Below are 17,905 nucleotides of genomic sequence, written 5' to 3'. Positions count from 1 at the left end.
TGACATTATGAATGCTCAGCGCTTTTCGCCTTGCTTTCATTCATCCATCGATAAATTACTGGTAATAAAACCAGAGTTAATATCGTAGATGAAATAATGCCACCAATAACAACCGTTGCCAAAGGTCGTTGCACTTCTGCACCGGTTCCTGTTGCCAAAGCCATTGGAATAAAACCAAGCGAAGCAACACAAGCCGTCATTAGAACAGGTCTTAAGCGCAAGATCGCCCCATTCCAAGTTGCAGTTTGAATGTCAAAGTTTTCTCTAAGCTCTTTAATAAAGCTCAGCATCACCAGACCATTCAAAACAGCAACACCCGATAAGGCAATAAAACCGACACCCGCCGACATTGAAAGCGGAATATCCCTTAGCCAAAGTGCGATAATGCCACCCGACAAAGCAAACGGAACGCCGCTAAACACCAACAGACTTTCTTTAATATTATGGAATACAGCCATCAATAAAATGAAAATCATAGCAAGCGCCAATGGAACAACAATTTTCATTCGTGCAGCAGCTGAAGCTAGATTTTCAAACTGACCACCATATTCCAACCAATACCCTGCTGGTAGTTGTTCTTTTGCGAGCGTTGTTCTTAACTCTTGAACAAATGACCCTAAATCACGGCCTTCTACGTTAGCGGTAATAATGACACGGCGCTTACCATTTTCACGTCCTACCTGATTTAAGCCTGAGGTACGTTCAACTTTAGCGACATCTTGAAGCTGGATTAGACCACCATTTGGTAATTGAATTGGAAGTTGGGCTAAGTTTTGAATGGTACGTTGCTGATCCTCTAAGCGAATTTCAAAATCGAATCGTCTATCACCTTGTAAAATCTGCCCTACATTTTGTCCACCGACACTTGCCGCCACAATATCTTGAATGGCTTTGGCAGATAATCCATATTGCGCAGCCAAAGGACGATTAATTTCGATACTTAGCACAGGCAAACCGCTCGTTTGTTCTACCTTAACCGCTGTAGCACCAGAAATCGTCTGTATTTTTTGAGCAAATACCTGAGCCTGCTCATTAAGCACTTGCATATCATCGCCAAAAATCTTGACGCCAATATCACTACGAATGCCTGAAATCAGCTCATTAAAACGTAGTTCAATCGGTTGAGAGAACTCACTGTTATTGCCTGGTAATGTCGCCAAGAAAGCTTGCATACGTGAACGCAGTTCATCTAACGTTTCTTTAGAGTTTGGCCATTGATCATGAGGTTTAAGCAAAATGACCGCATCAGAGATATTAGGTGGCATCACGTCAGTTGCAACCTCAGCCGTTCCTGTGCGGGCAAAAACAGCCTTTACCTCTGGAAAGTTTTTCAAAATGAGCTTTTCAGTATTTTCTTGCATTCGCAATGATTGCTCGAGCCCTGTACTAGGTGAACGCATTTGCTGCAAGGCGAAATCACCTTCACTGAGTTGCGGAGCAAATTCACTGCCCATTTGGGTCGCTAACACACCTGTGAGCACTAAAATACTTAATGCAAAACTCAGAACAACAATCTTAAGTTGATACGCCTGATCGAGAATATCTCGATATTTCTGCTTTAAAAGCAGCATCCAACGTGTTTCTTTTTCTTTCACTTCACCCGTAACAAAAAGAGCAACTGCCGCAGGTACAAATGTCACAGAAAGAATCATGGCACCCAATAACGCCATAACCACGGTCATTGCCATTGGATGAAACATTTTGGCTTCAACGCCAGATAAGGCAAAAATAGGTAAATAGACCACTAAAATAATCATTTGCCCAAAAATAAGCGGTCGACGGGCCTGTTTTGCTGCGAGAAAAACTTCTTTGAATCGCTCAGTGCGTGTAAGTGGTCGTTGTAAAGCATGCTGTGCTTCTGCTAGACGTCGAATACAGTTCTCTACAATAACAACCGCCCCATCTACAATAATCCCGAAATCAAGTGCTCCTAGGCTCATCAGGTTGGCACTAATGTTTTGCTCAGCCATTCCCGTAAGGGTAAATAACATCGAAAGTGGAATAACACAGGCAGTAATTAAAGCTGCTCGGAAATTTCCTAGAAAAATAAACAGAATCACAATAACCAGAATCGCCCCTTCTACAAGGTTCTTCTGTACTGTTGCAATTGCTTTGTTTACCAAACTCGTCCGGTCATAAACCGTTTCGATTTCTACACCTTTAGGTAAAGTAGATTGAATTTCCTTAATTTTGCTATCGACCGCCTGAGCAACTGTACGGCTGTTTTCCCCCATCATCATCATGGCAATGCCAAGAACAGTTTCTTCACCATTGTAAGTTGCAGCACCCGTTCTTAAATCATACCCAATAGAGACATTCGCCACATCTGCCACACGAATTGGTAAACCATTTTTAGTGCTTACAGTAATGTTTTGAATATCCTCAACACTACTTAACATGCCCGGAACACGAACAGTGAGCTGCTCGCCATTCTCTTCAATAAAACCTGCACCGCGATTTTCATTATTTTCTTGCAAAGCAGTTTGAAATTCATTAATTGAAATTTGCAGCTGCTGCAAACGTTTTAAATCAGGAGAAACAATATAAGTTTTATTGTAGCCACCAATACTGTTAATTTCGGCTACGCCTTTCACTCGCTGCAATTGAGGACGTACAATCCAGTCCTGAATTTCACGCAAGTCCATGGCTGTATAGGCTGTACCATCAGCTTTTTTAGCACCAGATTTTGCTTTTACGACCCATTGGTAAATCTCACCTAATCCCGTTGAAACAGGAGACATAACTGGATCAACTGATTCGGGCAGTTGTCCGTCCGCCTCTTGCAATCGCTGATTAATTAATTGCCTTGCCCAATAAATATCTGTCCCATCTTTAAAAATGATGGTGACTTGAGAAAGTCCATAACGGGAAATAGAGCGAGTCTGTTCCAGATTAGGAATTCCGGCCATCGCATTTTCAATAGGATAGGTAATGCGTTGTTCGACCTCTAAAGCCGTATATCCATTTGCTTGAGTATTAATCTGGACCTGAGCATTGGTAATGTCTGGAACCGCATCAATAGGAAGCTTTTGATAACTCCAGATTCCGACTCCAATCCAAGTCAGCACAAATAGCATGACCCAAATAGCATTTTGAATGGCAAACTGAATAACTCTGTCAAATAGCCCTTCGGGTTTGGGCAGTTCAGGTTTATTAATGTCCATGCTCCGCCTCTCCTTTTTCCAGTTCGGATTTCAGCAAGAAGCTGCCTTCTGCAACATAGCGCTGGCTTGGATTAATACCTTTTACAACTTCGATCCACTGACCATCTTTAGAACGTTGCCCCAACTGTACCGTGACAGGTTCAAACTCAAAGCCTGTTTTGACCATTTTTGGAGTAAAGATAACGTCTTTACCTTCAACTTGCTGGATCGATTGAGCTTTTACACGTGTTACTTTTTGCGTTGAACCTGAATTTAGCTCAACGTTAACCATTAGGTTTGGACGTAATTCACTATTATTTGCTAAGACCTTTGCACGGACTTGTAAACGACCTGTTTGAGCATCAGCCTCTGTTGTTAAGCTTTGAACCTGTGCAGTAAATACATTCCCAGTTTGCAAAGATTTAAATTCAATTTGCTGATTTGGCTGCACATTGATATTTGCGGTGCTTGGTAAAATAAACTCCAGCCACAACTGATCAAGTTGATTAATAATAAAAAGCTGGTCTGCCAGCTGTACATTTTCCCCCACTACAATATCTTTATTACTCACCGTGCCAGCAATTGGAGCTGTTAAGGTGTAGCGTCCGCCTGAACCGGAACCTGCGCCGAATGCACTTAAGCGTGAGCGAGCTGCTTTAACCTGAATTTGGGCTTGCTGGTAAGCGTTATAAGCTCGTTGATAATCTTGTTTAGCAGAAATTCCCTGAGACCATAAGCTACGTTCACGTTCATAGTCCTGACGCGCTAAATCAAGATTAGACTGTGCAATTTGCAAATTCGCTTGTTGATCGACTAGATCTGGAACCAATAAGCTTGCGAGAGCCTGACCCTTTTTAACTTGTTGCCCCAATTCAACATAGACCGCTTCGACACGACCACTAAAACTTGGTGAGACATGGGCTTGACGGTCTGTATTTACAACCAGTTTGGCTGGATAAGTTTGAAGTTGAGCAACTTCCCCCACTTCAACCTGTTCAATTTTTAAATTTTGTTCCTGCATTTGTTGAGCAGTGAGCATCAATGGTTTTTCACCTTCGTCATGATGTCCTTCACCCTCTTCCTCAGCATGCCCATGGCCTTCTGAGGCTTCAGAAGAGGCAGGTTTATTTTTTGAATTTAAGACGAGCAAGCCGATTAATATTGCAGTGACTGCTGCAATCACTCCCACCCAAAGCCACTGAGAATTTTTCTTTAAATTTGTCGACATTTTTATTCTCCTGCCTGAGTTGGGAATGATTGGCTTTGTTGCCAAGCACGTTGATTCAATTGCATTAAGGCATCTTTCGCCATGATTTGTTCCGCCTCTAGACCAAGACGCAAACTTTGAATTTCAATTGAATTTTGCCAAGCCTGTTTTAATAGCTCGACTTTACGTAAACGGACATCTTGCAATTGCATGGTGGCTTGCTGAACATCGGTAACTGCGAACTTACCCAAACGGAAACCTTGTAATGTTTTTTGCTGAACTTGAGCCGCAAGAGGAACTTGCTGATCATTGAGTTGTTTAAACTGGATGCGTAAACCTTTCAATTCAGACATCAAAGTCTCAATATCTGCTTGATTCTGCTGTCGATAAAAGCTTTGTTGGCGTTGAGACAGCTCTTGCTTGGCTTGAGCGATCTTAATTCCATATTGTTGGCGATTAAAAAGATTTAAAGGAATTTCTACGCCTAAACGAATTTGGTTATCTGTACTCTGCTCTGGAGAGCGAGTGTTATTAACACCCAAAGTTACAGTAGGTTGTGGTCTTGCTTTTGCTTTAAGCTGTTGAATATTGGCTTGCTGCGCAAGAGAATCCAACTGGAAAGAGCGCTCCAATAAATTATTTTGTGAATCTTGGTTTGGTTCTATATTCGCTGCCAGCGCCCATAACTGGTTTGGACTTTGGAAGAGCTGAAACTGACTTGAACTACCACCCCATAAATTCACTAGTTGCTGTTTCGCAACTTGTAGTTTTAAATCGACTTGTTGATATAAGCGCTGATTTTCCAAGTGAGACATACGCACTCGGTCTACATCGACTTGCGCAATACTTCCTGCCTGATAACGTTTTTCCGATGCTAGTAAATTTTCTTGGCTAACGGATAGCTGCTCTCCAATGAGAGATTTTTCAAGCTCAAGCAAAGCCACTTGCGACCAAAAATATTTAACGATTAATCTAAGCTCAGCGGTATAACGTTGTTCAGCCAAATCAATTTTTGATATTTCCACTTTTGCCAAATTTTGTGCAGCTTTGCGCTGCCCAAAAATATCCAAAGGCTGAGAGATTCCAATCGCGAGTTCTTTTTCTTGATCACTCTGGAAACCTGTTTGCTCAATGGAAAGAGTTGGGTTTGCCCATAAACGACTCCGCTTTAAATTAGCCTCAGCCATTTGCTGCTGTGCTTGCCAAACACCTTGCTGACTTTGATAGTTTTGTACCTGCTCTAACGCTTGCTCAAAAGCAAACGCTGCTTTTTGAATATAACGTTCTTGTTGAATATCAGACTGAGCTATCACTGCTTGCCCAGCCAATAGCATGGCAATAGACAGGCTTGAAATCGTTAAAACTTTTTTTAACGTTATCTTAACGTTACTCTCTAAGTGATAAGTAGAACTCACTCGATTTGAAAAAATAGAAGACATGTTTTTGCCCCGCAATAAATAAGAGATGCGGTGGGCTTTTTTTGGCTACCCCACCTATAGCGGGGTTAAAACAGGAGGAGGTTTTAAAGCAGTAAGATGGGGTGACTGGTAAGAATTAGACCAGTGATAAATTTGTGAGAGTTCCTGCACATGTACTACAGGTGCTTCAGCTTGTTTTGCAACTTCAGTCATCACAACATGAAAACATGAAGGTAAATGATCATGGTGATCTTGCAAATTTAAGGGAGCTTTATGAGAGGTGCTTCCGGCATCGTTCTGTTCAGTATGACTACGATGTGTGCCTTGATCTATATTCAAAGCCGCATGATGCCCGAAATGATGCAATGATTTTTCCTGGTTTTCATGCGCGCAAAATGCCGCTGCCACATTCCATAAACTCTGGAATATGAGCAAACTAAACAAGACGAACACAAAAATTGCGGAACGTGGCAAAAGCGCACCATTAAACTAAAAAGTTGAACAAAGCCACTATAACAGGCACTAGGCATGTAATAAAATTACAAAACCTCGAATCACGAATCCCCACCTTTTAATTTAGAACTTATCTCACGTTAGACGAGACAAAAATAACTTATTATTGAGTAATGATTATGTACAAGCTTTTTTCTGCATCTATATTAACAATTTGCCTTGGCTTAACTGGCTGTGCAACGTCAATGCTATCATCTGCCTTGCCCGATGAAACAACTCAAGTTCAGACGAATACTTTAAAAACAGATCAAATTATTGCCCTAGGACAGGCAGTTAAAAATCAGCAGGAACAAGGATTAGTATTTATAGGTCAAGACTATAATTATTTAATGACCGATGGTAGCGCAGAGTTTCTAAAAATTATTAAAACCATCCCGTCCACTGAAAGAACACTTAATATCCCCTCTCCACTTGTACTCACTATGGATGATCCAAATCATTTTCATGGAGTAATACAGATTCGCTATAATACACGCATGGGGAATCTAAATGAAAAGCAAAAAGATATGTTAACGGATTTGGATTTTAAACAGAATTTTGCCATGCTCCAAGCTCAAGAAAATACCCCATATCCCTATATTAATATTTCTTTCAAAGGCCAGCTTTATGAAGCTAAAGACCTAAAAGATATTCAACAAAAACTAGCAACTCCTTACGGAGTTGAATTACAAGAAAAAATTGAAAAAACTAAAAAACATCCATTCAAACGTGCTACCCGCAAGGTTTTATACCCTTTAGCAATGACCTTTGATGTAATTGTTATTGCCCCATCTTTAATATGGGCAGATTTACATGGTGACTTTAATAAATAAAGCACTGAGATTCCTAAAACAAAAAACCAGCCCTTAGGCTGGTTTTTTGTTTTAGCAGTAATTAACCGCTAATTTTTTTGTATTTCGTACGTTTTTGAGCAGCATCATCACCTAAACGTGACTGGCGATATGCTTCATATTCAGCATAGTTACCTGCGTAGAATTCTGGCTGTTCATTTTCAAATGACAAGATATGTGTCGCAATACGGTCAAGGAACCAACGGTCATGCGATACCACCATTACCGTACCTGGGAATACAAGAATTGCATCCTCAAGCGCACGTAAAGTTTCAATATCCAAGTCGTTTGATGGCTCATCCAGTAAGATTACGTTAGCACCTAACTGTAAGATCTTCGCCAGTTGTAAACGGTTACGCTCACCACCAGACAATTCACCTACACGTTTTTGCTGATCTTGACCTTTAAAGTTAAAACGGCCGATATAAGCACGTGATGCGATTTCGTAATCACCGATTTTTAAGATATCTAAACCGCCAGAAACTTCTTCCCAAACAGTTTTATTATTATCTAAAGTGTCACGGATCTGACCAACATAAGCAACTTTAACCGACTCACCTAAGGTCACAGTACCTGTATCAGGTTGCTGTTCGCCGGTCATCATACGGAATAAAGTCGTTTTACCTGCACCGTTTGGACCAACGATACCAACAATCGCTGTTGGAGGTACGGTAAACGTTAAGTTTTCGTACAACAAGCGACCGTCAAATGATTTGCTGATGCCTTCCACTTCCACAACTTTGTTACCCAAACGTGGACCAGGTGGAATATAGATTTCAGACGTTTCATTACGTTGCTGGAATTCTTTAGAGTTAAGCTCTTCAAAACGTTCCATACGCGCTTTGTTTTTCTTTTGCTGACCTTTAGCATTTGAACGAACCCATTCAAGTTCTTTTTTCAATGCTTTAGCAAAAGATTCTTCTTGTTTATTTTCCTGCTCTAAACGAGCATTCTTTTGTTCTAACCAAGAAGAATAGTTCCCTTGATAAGGAATACCCATGCCACGGTCAAGTTCAAGAATCCACTCAGCCACGTTATCCAAGAAATAACGGTCATGCGTAATCGCAACGATAGTGCCAGGGAAATCTTTCAAGAAACGTTCTAACCAGGTTACAGATTCTGCATCCAAATGGTTCGTCGGTTCGTCCAGAAGTAACATATCTGGTTTCGAGAGCAATAAACGGCAAAGTGCAACACGACGGCGCTCACCACCAGAAAGTAATGATACGTCTGCATCCCAAGCTGGAAGATTCAAAGCATCCGCAGCAATTTCAAGCTGGTTGTTTAGGTTGTGTGCATCCCAAGCATGGATAATTGATTCTAATTTTTCCTGCTCTTTTGCAAGTGCATCAAAATCTGCATCTGGATCTGCATACTCTGCAAAAACTTGATCAAGACGTTCTAATGCATCTAAAGCTTCACGCACGCCATCTTCAACGTTACCACGAACGTCTTTAGTCGGATCTAGCGGTGGTTCTTGCTCTAAATAGCCGATTTTAATTCCAGGTTGTGCACGAGCCTCACCAGAGAAATCTTTATCTACGCCAGCCATAATACGAAGCAAGGTAGATTTACCTGCACCGTTCAAACCGAGCACACCAATTTTGGCACCCGGGAAAAATGATAAAGAGATGTCTTTTAAGATTTCGCGCTTTGGCGGAACCATCTTAGACACTCGGTTCATCGTATAAATATATTGGGCCACGCAGGACTCCTCAATTGAAAAACCAGTACATCGCAATAAGCGATAAATAATCGCGCTTATTATACGCTGAAAACCTCTTTGACTTGAAGTTATGATTTCCATCGTACGGATTTATCAAACAATTTTCTTTTTCAATAAGTTGCAAAATGTTTATGTATAAAATTCATACAAGGTTTCAGCGTATATTTTTCTATCTTTATTCCTAAAATTGGAAAACAAACCAGAATTTCTGCAATTTTCTCTATTCGTTTTAGGCTAGACTCGCTCAATATTTAACTCACGAAGATGAAGTAATAATGACTTATAAAGATGAAACCTTAGCCATTCATGCAGGCTATTCACCAGAGGCGACCACAAAAGCTGTTGCGGTTCCTATTTATCAAACCACATCTTATGCATTTGATAATACCCAGCACGGTGCCGATCTTTTCGATTTAAAGGTTCAAGGTAATATTTATACCCGTATTATGAATCCAACGACCTCTGTGCTTGAACAGCGCCTTGCCGCGCTTGAAGGCGGTATTGGCACTTTAGCATTAGCATCTGGTATGGCTGCGATTACCTATGCTATTCAAACGATTACTGAAGCAGGAGACAACATTGCCTCAGTCTCAACATTGTATGGTGGAACATATAACTTATTTGCCCACACCTTACCGAAACAAGGAATTGAAGTCCGATTTTTTGATTACCAAAATCCTGAAAGCTTACGTAACTTAATTGATGATAAAACCAAGCTTGTTTTTGTTGAGTCGATTGGCAACCCACTCGGAAATATTATTGATCTAGAGGCGATTGCTAAAATTGCTCATGAATATGGGGTTCCAGTCGTTGTAGACAATACCGTTGCCACCCCTGCTTTATTAAAACCTTTTGAATATGGTGCCGATATCGTCATTCATTCTCTTACAAAATATATCGGTGGTCATGGCAATAGCATCGGCGGTGCGATTGTAGATAGCGGTAAATTCCCTTGGGGTAAATATCCGGAACGCTTTAAAGTTTTGAACACACCAGATCCGAGTTATCACGGGGTTAATTATGTTGAAGCATTAGGTGAAGCAGCTTATATTGCACGAGCTCGCGTAGTTCCATTACGCAATACAGGTGCAGCAATTAGCCCTTTAAGTGTGTTCTTAATTTTACAGGGTCTAGAGACTCTAAATTTAAGAATGGAACGCCATACTGAAAATGCTCAAAAAATTGCGGAATATTTGCAAAATCATCCAAAAGTAAAATGGGTGAATTATGCAGGCCTCAAAGACCACCCACAGCACCAACTGGCTCAAAAATATGTAAAAGGCAAGCCTTCTGCAATTTTGTCTTTTGGCGTGCAAGATGGTCTCGAAGGCGGTACTCGCTTCATCGATGCACTACAACTGTTTACTCGTCTCGTAAATATTGGCGATGCAAAAAGTTTAGCTTGCCACCCTGCAACGACAACTCACCGCCAGCTCAACGAACAAGAACTTAAAGCTGCTGGTGTAAGTGAAGATATGGTCCGTCTTTCGATTGGTATTGAGCATATCGATGACTTAATCGCCGATTTAGAACAAGCGCTTTCAGCTGTATAACTTTTAAACTATCTAACAAGCCTCTGGAAACAGAGGCTTTTTTATTTTCTGCTCATGATAGGACTAAAAACAATTAATGGATTAAGATACTATTTTAGAGTTTTTACTCTAAATAAATTGTTAAATTTCATATATTTACAGACTAGACAATTTTTAAACATCTATTAAGATAAGAGCTATATTTATGAGTTCATTTGGATGAACCTACGGTTGTAAAAAATAAAAATTACATACCGGAATAAATAGTCCCTGCCCCTACTTAGGTAAAATGCTGTGAATAAAAAATTAGAAGCTCTGTTCCAGGAAAAGGTACAAGATAAAGTCATTTTAGTGACAGGCGCCTCGAGTGGAATCGGATTAACGATTTCAAACAAACTTGCTGATGCGGGTGCTCATGTTTTACTTGTTGCCCGTACTCAAGAAACTTTGGAAGAAGTGAAAGCAGGTATTGAAAGTCGTGGCGGTAAGGCATCCATTTTCCCATGTGATCTCAACGATATGGATACGATTGATCAAGTATCTAAAGAAATTTTAGCTACGGTTGATCACATTGATATTTTAATTAATAACGCCGGTCGTTCTATTCGCCGTGCCGTACATGAGTCTTATGATCGTTTCCATGACTTTGAACGCACGATGCAGTTAAATTATTTTGGCGCAGTGCGCTTAGTTCTCAATATTTTGCCTCATATGATTCAACGTCAAGATGGGCAAATTATTAATATTAGCTCGATTGGTGTCTTAGCAAATGCGACTCGCTTCTCTGCCTATGTAGCATCTAAAGCTGCTCTCGATGCATTTAGCCGCTGCCTATCAGCTGAGGTTCATGCACATAAAATCGCAATTACTTCAATCTATATGCCGTTGGTTCGCACTCCAATGATTGCACCAACTAAAATTTATAAATATGTACCAACTCTGTCACCTGAGCAGGCTGCTGACTTAATTGCTTATGCAATTGTGAAACGTCCAAAACGTATGGCAACCAACTTGGGGCGTTTAGCTTCAATGACTTATTCGGTTGCACCAGGCATCAACAATATGTTTATGTCGATTGGCTTCCGCTTATTCCCAAGTTCGGATGCAGCAAAAGGTCAAGAAACCGAGAAGTTGAACTGGGCACAAAAAGCATATGCACGAATTTTCCCAGGTGAACACTGGTAATTTTGAATTAATAACATAGTGAATAAAAAAGCGCCTCAAGTGAGGCGCTTTTTTTAACTAGAAATATTACCCATCAAGAAACTGAACATGTCCTGTTTTTACATCATAGATTGCACCTATAACTGCAATCTCACCTCGCTCAACCATATCCTTTAAGACATTACTCTGGTTAATGATGTATTGAATGTTGTAGTGAACATTCATGGCAGTCACCTGATTGATAAAGGCTTTACTTAGATCACGTGGCTGCATAATGTCATATACACTATCAACTGAATGCATTAACGGCCCAAGCACATATTGAATATGTGGCATTTCCTTCACGTCAGCCACTTGCTTATGCTCTAAGCGTAATTGACATGCGCTCGTCACCGCACCGCAATCGGTATGCCCTAACACAACAATCACTTTAGAGCCTTTAGCCTGACAAGCAAACTCAAGCGAGCCTAATACCTTTTGCCCAGCAATATTACCTGCGATTCGTAAGCTAAACAGATCGCCGATACCCACGTCAAAAATCATTTCGGTAGGTGCACGTGAGTCCATACAACCAAGTACTGCTGCGATCGGATGTTGCCCTTCATCTGCGGTAACTCGGATTTGACGATAAATATCTCGTTGTAGACGTTCGTTTTTTACAAAACGCTCATTACCTTCTTTAAGCAGGTTTACAACCTGCTGAGGACTCAATTTGCGCTGTAAATCTTGCGTACTAATATCAATATCAAGTACCGCATCATCAACATCTTGATAGTGTTGTTTGAACCCGACCAGTTTAAGGTTTACCTGACGTTTAATAGCAGTTTCATTTTGATAATCTTGAATAACCTGATAGATATCAGGGTCAATCGAATCACATTGAGTTGCATCAATAATAAGTTGTTGATGTTTATGTACATGTTCCAATGCAGAAATAAGAGCAGAACGATTTAGAAAAGTTACTTGTGACGGAAGTTCAATACGAGTAACTACGCCGTGCAAGCGCTTCTCTCTATAAACACGAATACCCTTATTAAAATTGCCATAGAGAATAAAAGCACTGCTGGTAAATAGACCAATTAAAATTCCCATTAAAAGATCGGTCAGTAAAATTGCAACCAAGGTAATAATAAAAGGTAAAAACTGTTTCCAGCCTTTTTGATAAAGCTGTTTAAATAATCTTGGGTGAGTAAGCTTAAAGCCTGTCACGATTAAGATCGCAGCCAACGCAGACAGAGGAATCATGTTCATTAATGGCACAAAGAACAAAACCGCTAACAGCAACAATACGCCATGAATAATGGTAGAGCATTTACTACGCGCCCCTGTATTTGCATTCACCGAACTACGCACAATAACCGAGGTCACAGGCATGCCACCAATTAAGCCCGAAATAATGTTACCTGTACCTTGTGCCCAGAGTTCACGGTTAGGAGGAGAAGAGCGTTTTTGAGGGTCGATTTTATCTGCCGCTTCCAGATTCAATAATGTTTCTAACGATGCAACGACAGCAAGCGTAATTGCTCCTGTGTAAATCATAGGCTCAGCTAAATAGCTAAAATCAGGGAAAATTAATACTTCTTCGGGTGCTTGCAATATATTCGGCAATTGAATGAGGTTATCAATTTGTACTGCCCATGGGGAGCCAATACTCACCAAAATAAAATTTAAACCCGCTGCCAACACAACTGCAATCAGAGCAGAAGGTAAAGCCAGTTTTTTGAGTGGACTACTATCCCACGCTAAAATTAAGAATAAACTGAGCAAACCAATGAGTGCAGCTCCTCCATCAAAACGCTGAAGGAATGCGTCTGGTGTTGATGTCCAAACCTGTTTCCATGAAAAATCAGAAAGTCCGAACAGGTAAGGCAATTGTGTCGCAATCAGGATGACACCAATGGCCGCTAATAATCCCAAAATGACATTATTTGGAATAAAGTTTGCAAAAAAGCCTAACTTAAATAATCCAAATAGAATTTGTAGAACACCTGCGAAAATAATACACAATAAAAAGGCGGCATAATTGCCGCCTAATTGTTCTAACTGTACAAGGATGACAGCAGTTAGTCCTGCTGCTGGTCCGGCTACACTGATGTGGGAACCACTCAGTAAACCAACAATAATACCACCAACAATACCAGCAATAATGCCAGAGATAATGGGAGCTCCTGAGGCTAAAGCGATACCCAAGCATAGCGGCAATGCCACGAGGAATACGACAACTCCGGATAAGAGGTCTTTTAAATGAAATCTATTTTTCAGGTTTAAAACCGACATAAAACAACCATTTATAATAAAAAGAGATAAGCAAAGTTGTACTATTACAGCCTGAAAGTTATTAATTGCTTCAAGGCTTGGTTGATGGTGTCGGACAACTGAATATCGTTAAAGTTGAGTTATGCTATAACGTTGTATAGTTGATTGTAGATTTCACAACGTTTTTGTTGATCTTAAGATTCACCTCATCTTTACGACTGCGATTTTTTGCTTGTCTGCTTTTATATAACTGTTAAAAAATAATTCTTAACCCATAAAAAAAGCCTCCGATTGGAGGCCTTTTTATCAATTAAAAACTCTTATTTAGAACCTTTAATCCCTGCTTGTAATAACAATGCACCTAAACCGCCAATCTTTTGTTCTTGTGGTTTATCTTGCTTGCTACGCTGAGGGCGTTCAGCTTGATCTTTACGCGGTTGAGGACGTTTACCTTGAGGTTTACGCTCAAAACGCTGTTCTGTATTTTGTTCACGACGTGGTGGACGCTGTGCTTTTACAGGTGCAGAACCTTCAGCACGCATACTTAAGTTCACACGGTTACGTTCAACATCAACCTGCATAACACGCACTTGTACGATCTGGCCCGGTTTTACAACTTTATGCGGATCAGATACGAATTCATTTGCTAATTCAGAAATATGAACTAAACCATCCTGATGCACACCAATATCAACAAAGGCACCAAAATTTGTGACATTCGTAATCACACCTTCAAGTTGCATACCTTCTGTCAATTGACCAACTTCAGTAATATCTTCACGGAATTTAGCAGTACGGAACTCTGGACGTGGGTCACGACCCGGTTTTTCAAGTTCAGCTAAAACGTCTTGAATTGTTGGTAAACCAAATTTGTCATCAACAAATTCATCAGCTTTTACTTGGCGAATGATTTCAGTATTACCAATGATGTCTTTAACAGTTGTTGCTTTTGCTGCAACAATTTTCTCAACAAGACCATAACTTTCAGGGTGAACTGAAGAAGCATCTAAAGGTTCAGAACCATTTTGAATACGTAAGAAACCAGCTGCCTGCTCAAAAGTACGCTCGCCTAAACGTGGGACACTTTTCAACGCTTGACGGTTATCAAAACGGCCATGCTCTTTGCGGTATTCAACAATTTGTTGAGCAATTGCTTTGTTTAAACCTGCGATATAAGCCAAGATTGCTGGTGAAGCGGTATTTACATCAACACCGACAGCATTCACACAGTCTTCTACCACTGCATCAAGTGTTTTTGCCAAACCAGTCTGGTTCACATCGTGTTGATATTGGCCCACACCAATTGATTTCGGATCAATCTTAACAAGTTCAGCAAGTGGATCTTGTAAACGGCGAGCAATAGAAACTGCACCACGAATTGAAACGTCAAGTTCTGGAAGTTCTGCCGACGCAAGTTCACTTGCAGAGTAAACAGATGCACCCGCTTCACTTACAGTGATTCGTGTTAAATTCAGATCAGTATTCGCAGCCATCATTTCAGCAACAACAGCTTCTGTTTCACGGCTAGCTGTACCATTACCAATTGCAATGAGCTCTACATTATATTCACGGCATAGGCGTGCAAGTTCAGCAATTGAGCCTTCTTTATCTTCTTTTGGAGCAAATGGATAAATCGTGCTGTGAGCGAGTACATCACCTGCATCGCTGATTACTGCCAGTTTCACACCAGTACGAATACCAGGGTCAACACCCAAAGTAGTACGGCTACCAGCTGGCGCTGACAATAATAAATGACGAAGATTTTCAGCAAATACCTGCATTGCTTCTGCTTCGGCAGTAAGACGTTTTTCTGTCAGCAATGAATGTTCGATTTGAGGACGAATCTTACCTAACCAGAATAATTTTGCAGTTTGCTTTAAGAAATCCTGACGTGCTTGAGGTTGAACTTGCTCAAGGTTGTATTCAATTTCAATACGCGCCAGTGGTGCATCATCTTCACCATCTACTTTCAAACCCAATACGTTTTCTTGACGACCACGTAACATCGCCAATAAACGATGAGAAGGTAATTTGTTTAGACCTTCAGAGAATTCAAAGTAATCACGGAACTTTTTACCAACTTCTTTCTTTTCTTCAGATGCAACCGCACTTTTTAAAACCGCACTTTTTGCAAAAGTTGTTTTTAATTCTGTAGTAAGTGAAATATTTTGCGCCCAGTCATCAATCAGAATATGCTGAATCGCATCTAACTGACTTTCAACATCTGGGTAGTCTTCGTGACTAAACCCAGCTAATGCTTCTGTCGGGTCAACTTGTTCTGCAATAATTTTTTCAGCAATTGGTCCTAAACCTGCTTCTTTTGCTTTAAAAGATTTACTTGTACGCTTAGGGCGATACGGTGCATAAATTTCTTCTAAAGCATTTTTTGTTTCGGCTGCATTCACCCGCGCCAACAAGTCATCACTCAATTTATTCTGTTCTTGCAATGACTGAATAACTTTTTCACGGCGCTCATATAAATCACGTAAATACGCTAAACGAGTATCTAATTGGCGTAACTGCGTATCATCTAAACCTTGTGTTACTTCTTTACGGTAACGGGCAATAAATGGAACACTGGCACCTTCATCAATTAAGCGGATGGCAGCTTCTACTTGGTTTGGACGTACGGCAAGCTCACTTGCCAACTGCTGAACTAAGTCAGTCATCGTGTTTGATCCCACAAGGATAAAGTTTAAAAGCACTGATTATAAAGACCAAGCCCATAAAATCCACACTTGTTTGCGTATTCAAAACGTTTTTTTGTATTGACTCTGAATATTTATAGTTTTTACGACTACTAGAGCACATAAAAACAGGAGTTCAACTATGAAAAAGTTGAGGCTGAGCTCTGTTTTTTAATCTTTATAAAATATAAACGTAGGCCTTGTGTCATGAAAGTGACAAAATTTTATTATAAATTATGAGAAAATGATCATATTGATACATTCCTCAAAAGCTAAAAACATAGCGATTCAACAAGGTTTTATTCGTCCAATCTTTTAACCAACCCATCTATCTGCTTACTTCAACAATTAAAAGCTCTATAACAACCAAGTTGGCTTACCTAAAATAACTTATTTGAAACAATTAGTTATTACTATTTAATTATTAAAAATTTATCAAATATTTAAGTATTTGTTTTTTTAGATCAGTCTTTGCTAAATTAGGGGCTTAAGATGTTGTTTTTTGGTTTCAAACCACCTTGAAAATTGTAATTTTGAGCAAATTGATACATAGTCTTAACGAGAACATCAGCATTATACTGAGGGCTTGCTGGCAATAAGCCTGACCGACCCAATAATATATAAATTATGACTTTAAAAGGGAGTACATCATGAGTTTAGTTGTACCTGCTGAACATCCTGAAACCGTACACAACGAAACGGATCGTGTCGAACGTATTTTAGTGGTCGATGACGATGTGCGTTTACGTACCCTCTTGCAACGTTTTTTGGAAGATAAAGGCTTTGTTGTAAAAACTGCCCACGATGCTTCGCAAATGGACCGTTTATTACAACGTGAGTTATTTTCACTTATCGTACTCGACTTTATGTTGCCAGTTGAAGATGGTTTGAGTATTTGCCGTCGTTTACGCCAATCAAATATTGATACGCCTATTATCATGTTAACAGCGCGTGGTAGTGATTCAGACCGTATTGCAGGTCTGGAAGCTGGTGCAGACGATTACTTGCCAAAACCATTTAATCCAAATGAACTTTTAGCCCGTATCCGCGCTGTATTGCGTCGCCAAGTTCGTGAAGTTCCTGGCGCTCCAAGCCAACAAGTTGAAGTTGTAAGCTTTGGACCATGGTCTTTAGACTTGTCTACCCGCACGCTGACACGTGAAGGACAAATCGTTACCTTAACGACTGGCGAATTTGCAGTATTAAAAGCCTTGGTACAACACCCACGTGAACCATTAACGCGCGACAAACTCATGAATTTGGCTCGTGGTCGTGAATGGGGTGCAATGGAACGTTCAATTGACGTTCAAGTCTCTCGTCTACGTCGTTTAATTGAAGATAATCCTGCACGTGCACGTTATATCCAAACTGTATGGGGCGTGGGTTATGTATTTGTTCCAGATGGTGCGGAATAAGATTGAGATAAGAT

The 17,905-nt window shown here is 40.3% G+C and carries 11 protein-coding genes; 4 read left to right on the top strand and 7 right to left on the bottom strand.

Annotation, left to right across the window (positions count from 1 at the left end; genetic code table 11):
- Positions 1–5: 5 nt before the first annotated feature.
- From ACB088_RS17690 to ACB088_RS17675, 4 genes are read right to left on the bottom strand one after another with little or no spacing between them, the layout of a single operon-like run.
- Positions 6–3,164: an efflux RND transporter permease subunit gene (locus tag ACB088_RS17690; RefSeq protein ID WP_375037597.1), complete on the bottom strand. Its 3,159-nt coding sequence runs from the start codon at positions 3,162–3,164 to the stop codon at positions 6–8.
- Entirely contained in the window at positions 3,154–4,371 is a 1,218-nt protein-coding gene (locus ACB088_RS17685) for an efflux RND transporter periplasmic adaptor subunit (protein WP_375037596.1), read from the bottom strand. The genes ACB088_RS17690 and ACB088_RS17685 overlap by 11 nt, the downstream gene beginning before the upstream one ends.
- Positions 4,372–4,373: 2 nt before the next feature.
- A complete protein-coding gene (locus ACB088_RS17680) occupies positions 4,374–5,789 on the bottom strand; it encodes a TolC family protein (protein ID WP_375037595.1) in 1,416 nt (471 codons plus the stop codon).
- A 54-nt stretch (positions 5,790–5,843) separates the two neighbouring features.
- Positions 5,844–6,242 (bottom strand): cation efflux protein, CzcI-like, encoded by a 399-nt coding sequence (locus ACB088_RS17675; RefSeq protein ID WP_199989382.1) that lies wholly within the window; start codon positions 6,240–6,242, stop codon positions 5,844–5,846.
- Between the two features lie 158 nt (positions 6,243–6,400).
- Here ACB088_RS17675 and ACB088_RS17670 point away from each other — a divergent pair, with 158 nt between their 5' ends.
- Entirely contained in the window at positions 6,401–7,093 is a 693-nt protein-coding gene (locus ACB088_RS17670) for a hypothetical protein (protein WP_133747401.1), read from the top strand.
- A 61-nt stretch (positions 7,094–7,154) separates the two neighbouring features.
- Here ACB088_RS17670 and ettA read toward each other — a convergent pair whose 3' ends face one another.
- Positions 7,155–8,816 carry an energy-dependent translational throttle protein EttA gene (gene ettA, locus ACB088_RS17665; protein ID WP_003653862.1) on the bottom strand — a complete coding sequence of 554 codons (1,662 nt, stop codon included), beginning with the start codon at positions 8,814–8,816 and terminating at the stop codon, positions 7,155–7,157.
- Positions 8,817–9,112: 296 nt separating this feature from the next.
- Here ettA and ACB088_RS17660 point away from each other — a divergent pair, with 296 nt between their 5' ends.
- Complete coding sequence (locus tag ACB088_RS17660) at positions 9,113–10,390, top strand: O-acetylhomoserine aminocarboxypropyltransferase/cysteine synthase family protein (protein ID WP_375037594.1); 1,278 nt, start codon at positions 9,113–9,115, stop codon at positions 10,388–10,390.
- A gap of 273 nt (positions 10,391–10,663) precedes the next feature.
- A complete protein-coding gene (locus ACB088_RS17655; RefSeq protein ID WP_005044093.1) occupies positions 10,664–11,554 on the top strand; it encodes an SDR family NAD(P)-dependent oxidoreductase in 891 nt (296 codons plus the stop codon).
- Between the two features lie 66 nt (positions 11,555–11,620).
- Here ACB088_RS17655 and ACB088_RS17650 read toward each other — a convergent pair whose 3' ends face one another.
- Together ACB088_RS17650 and ACB088_RS17645 are read right to left on the bottom strand one after the other, a co-directional pair.
- On the bottom strand, positions 11,621–13,810 hold the full coding sequence (locus tag ACB088_RS17650) for a solute carrier family 23 protein (RefSeq protein ID WP_375037593.1): 2,190 nt from the start codon (positions 13,808–13,810) through the stop codon (positions 11,621–11,623).
- Positions 13,811–14,109: 299 nt separating this feature from the next.
- A complete protein-coding gene (locus ACB088_RS17645; protein WP_375037592.1) occupies positions 14,110–16,458 on the bottom strand; it encodes a Tex family protein in 2,349 nt (782 codons plus the stop codon).
- A gap of 668 nt (positions 16,459–17,126) precedes the next feature.
- On the opposite strand from ACB088_RS17645, the gene ompR reads away from it, so the two are divergent.
- On the top strand, positions 17,127–17,891 hold the full coding sequence (gene ompR / locus ACB088_RS17640) for a two-component system response regulator OmpR (protein WP_000060753.1): 765 nt from the start codon (positions 17,127–17,129) through the stop codon (positions 17,889–17,891).
- The last annotated feature ends 14 nt before the right edge of the window (positions 17,892–17,905 follow it).

Origin of the sequence: Acinetobacter sp. RW6 (genome assembly GCF_041956835.1) — a bacterium.
GTDB classification, from domain to species: Bacteria; Pseudomonadota; Gammaproteobacteria; order Pseudomonadales; family Moraxellaceae; genus Acinetobacter; species Acinetobacter calcoaceticus.
The sequence above is the reverse complement of the archived record's forward strand: the minus strand, read 5'-3'. Positions and strand labels throughout refer to the sequence as shown.

Coding starts and splice junctions, on each gene's coding strand:
- ACB088_RS17690 (WP_375037597.1), bottom strand. CDS start 3,164: ATGGACATTAATAAACCTGAACTGCCCAAACCCGAAGGGCTATTTGAC.
- ACB088_RS17685 (WP_375037596.1), bottom strand. CDS start 4,371: ATGTCGACAAATTTAAAGAAAAATTCTCAGTGGCTTTGGGTGGGAGTG.
- ACB088_RS17680 (WP_375037595.1), bottom strand. CDS start 5,789: ATGTCTTCTATTTTTTCAAATCGAGTGAGTTCTACTTATCACTTAGAG.
- ACB088_RS17670 (WP_133747401.1), top strand. CDS start 6,401: ATGTACAAGCTTTTTTCTGCATCTATATTAACAATTTGCCTTGGCTTA.
- ACB088_RS17660 (WP_375037594.1), top strand. CDS start 9,113: ATGACTTATAAAGATGAAACCTTAGCCATTCATGCAGGCTATTCACCA.
- ACB088_RS17650 (WP_375037593.1), bottom strand. CDS start 13,810: ATGTCGGTTTTAAACCTGAAAAATAGATTTCATTTAAAAGACCTCTTA.
- ACB088_RS17645 (WP_375037592.1), bottom strand. CDS start 16,458: ATGACTGACTTAGTTCAGCAGTTGGCAAGTGAGCTTGCCGTACGTCCA.
- ompR (WP_000060753.1), top strand. CDS start 17,127: ATGAGTTTAGTTGTACCTGCTGAACATCCTGAAACCGTACACAACGAA.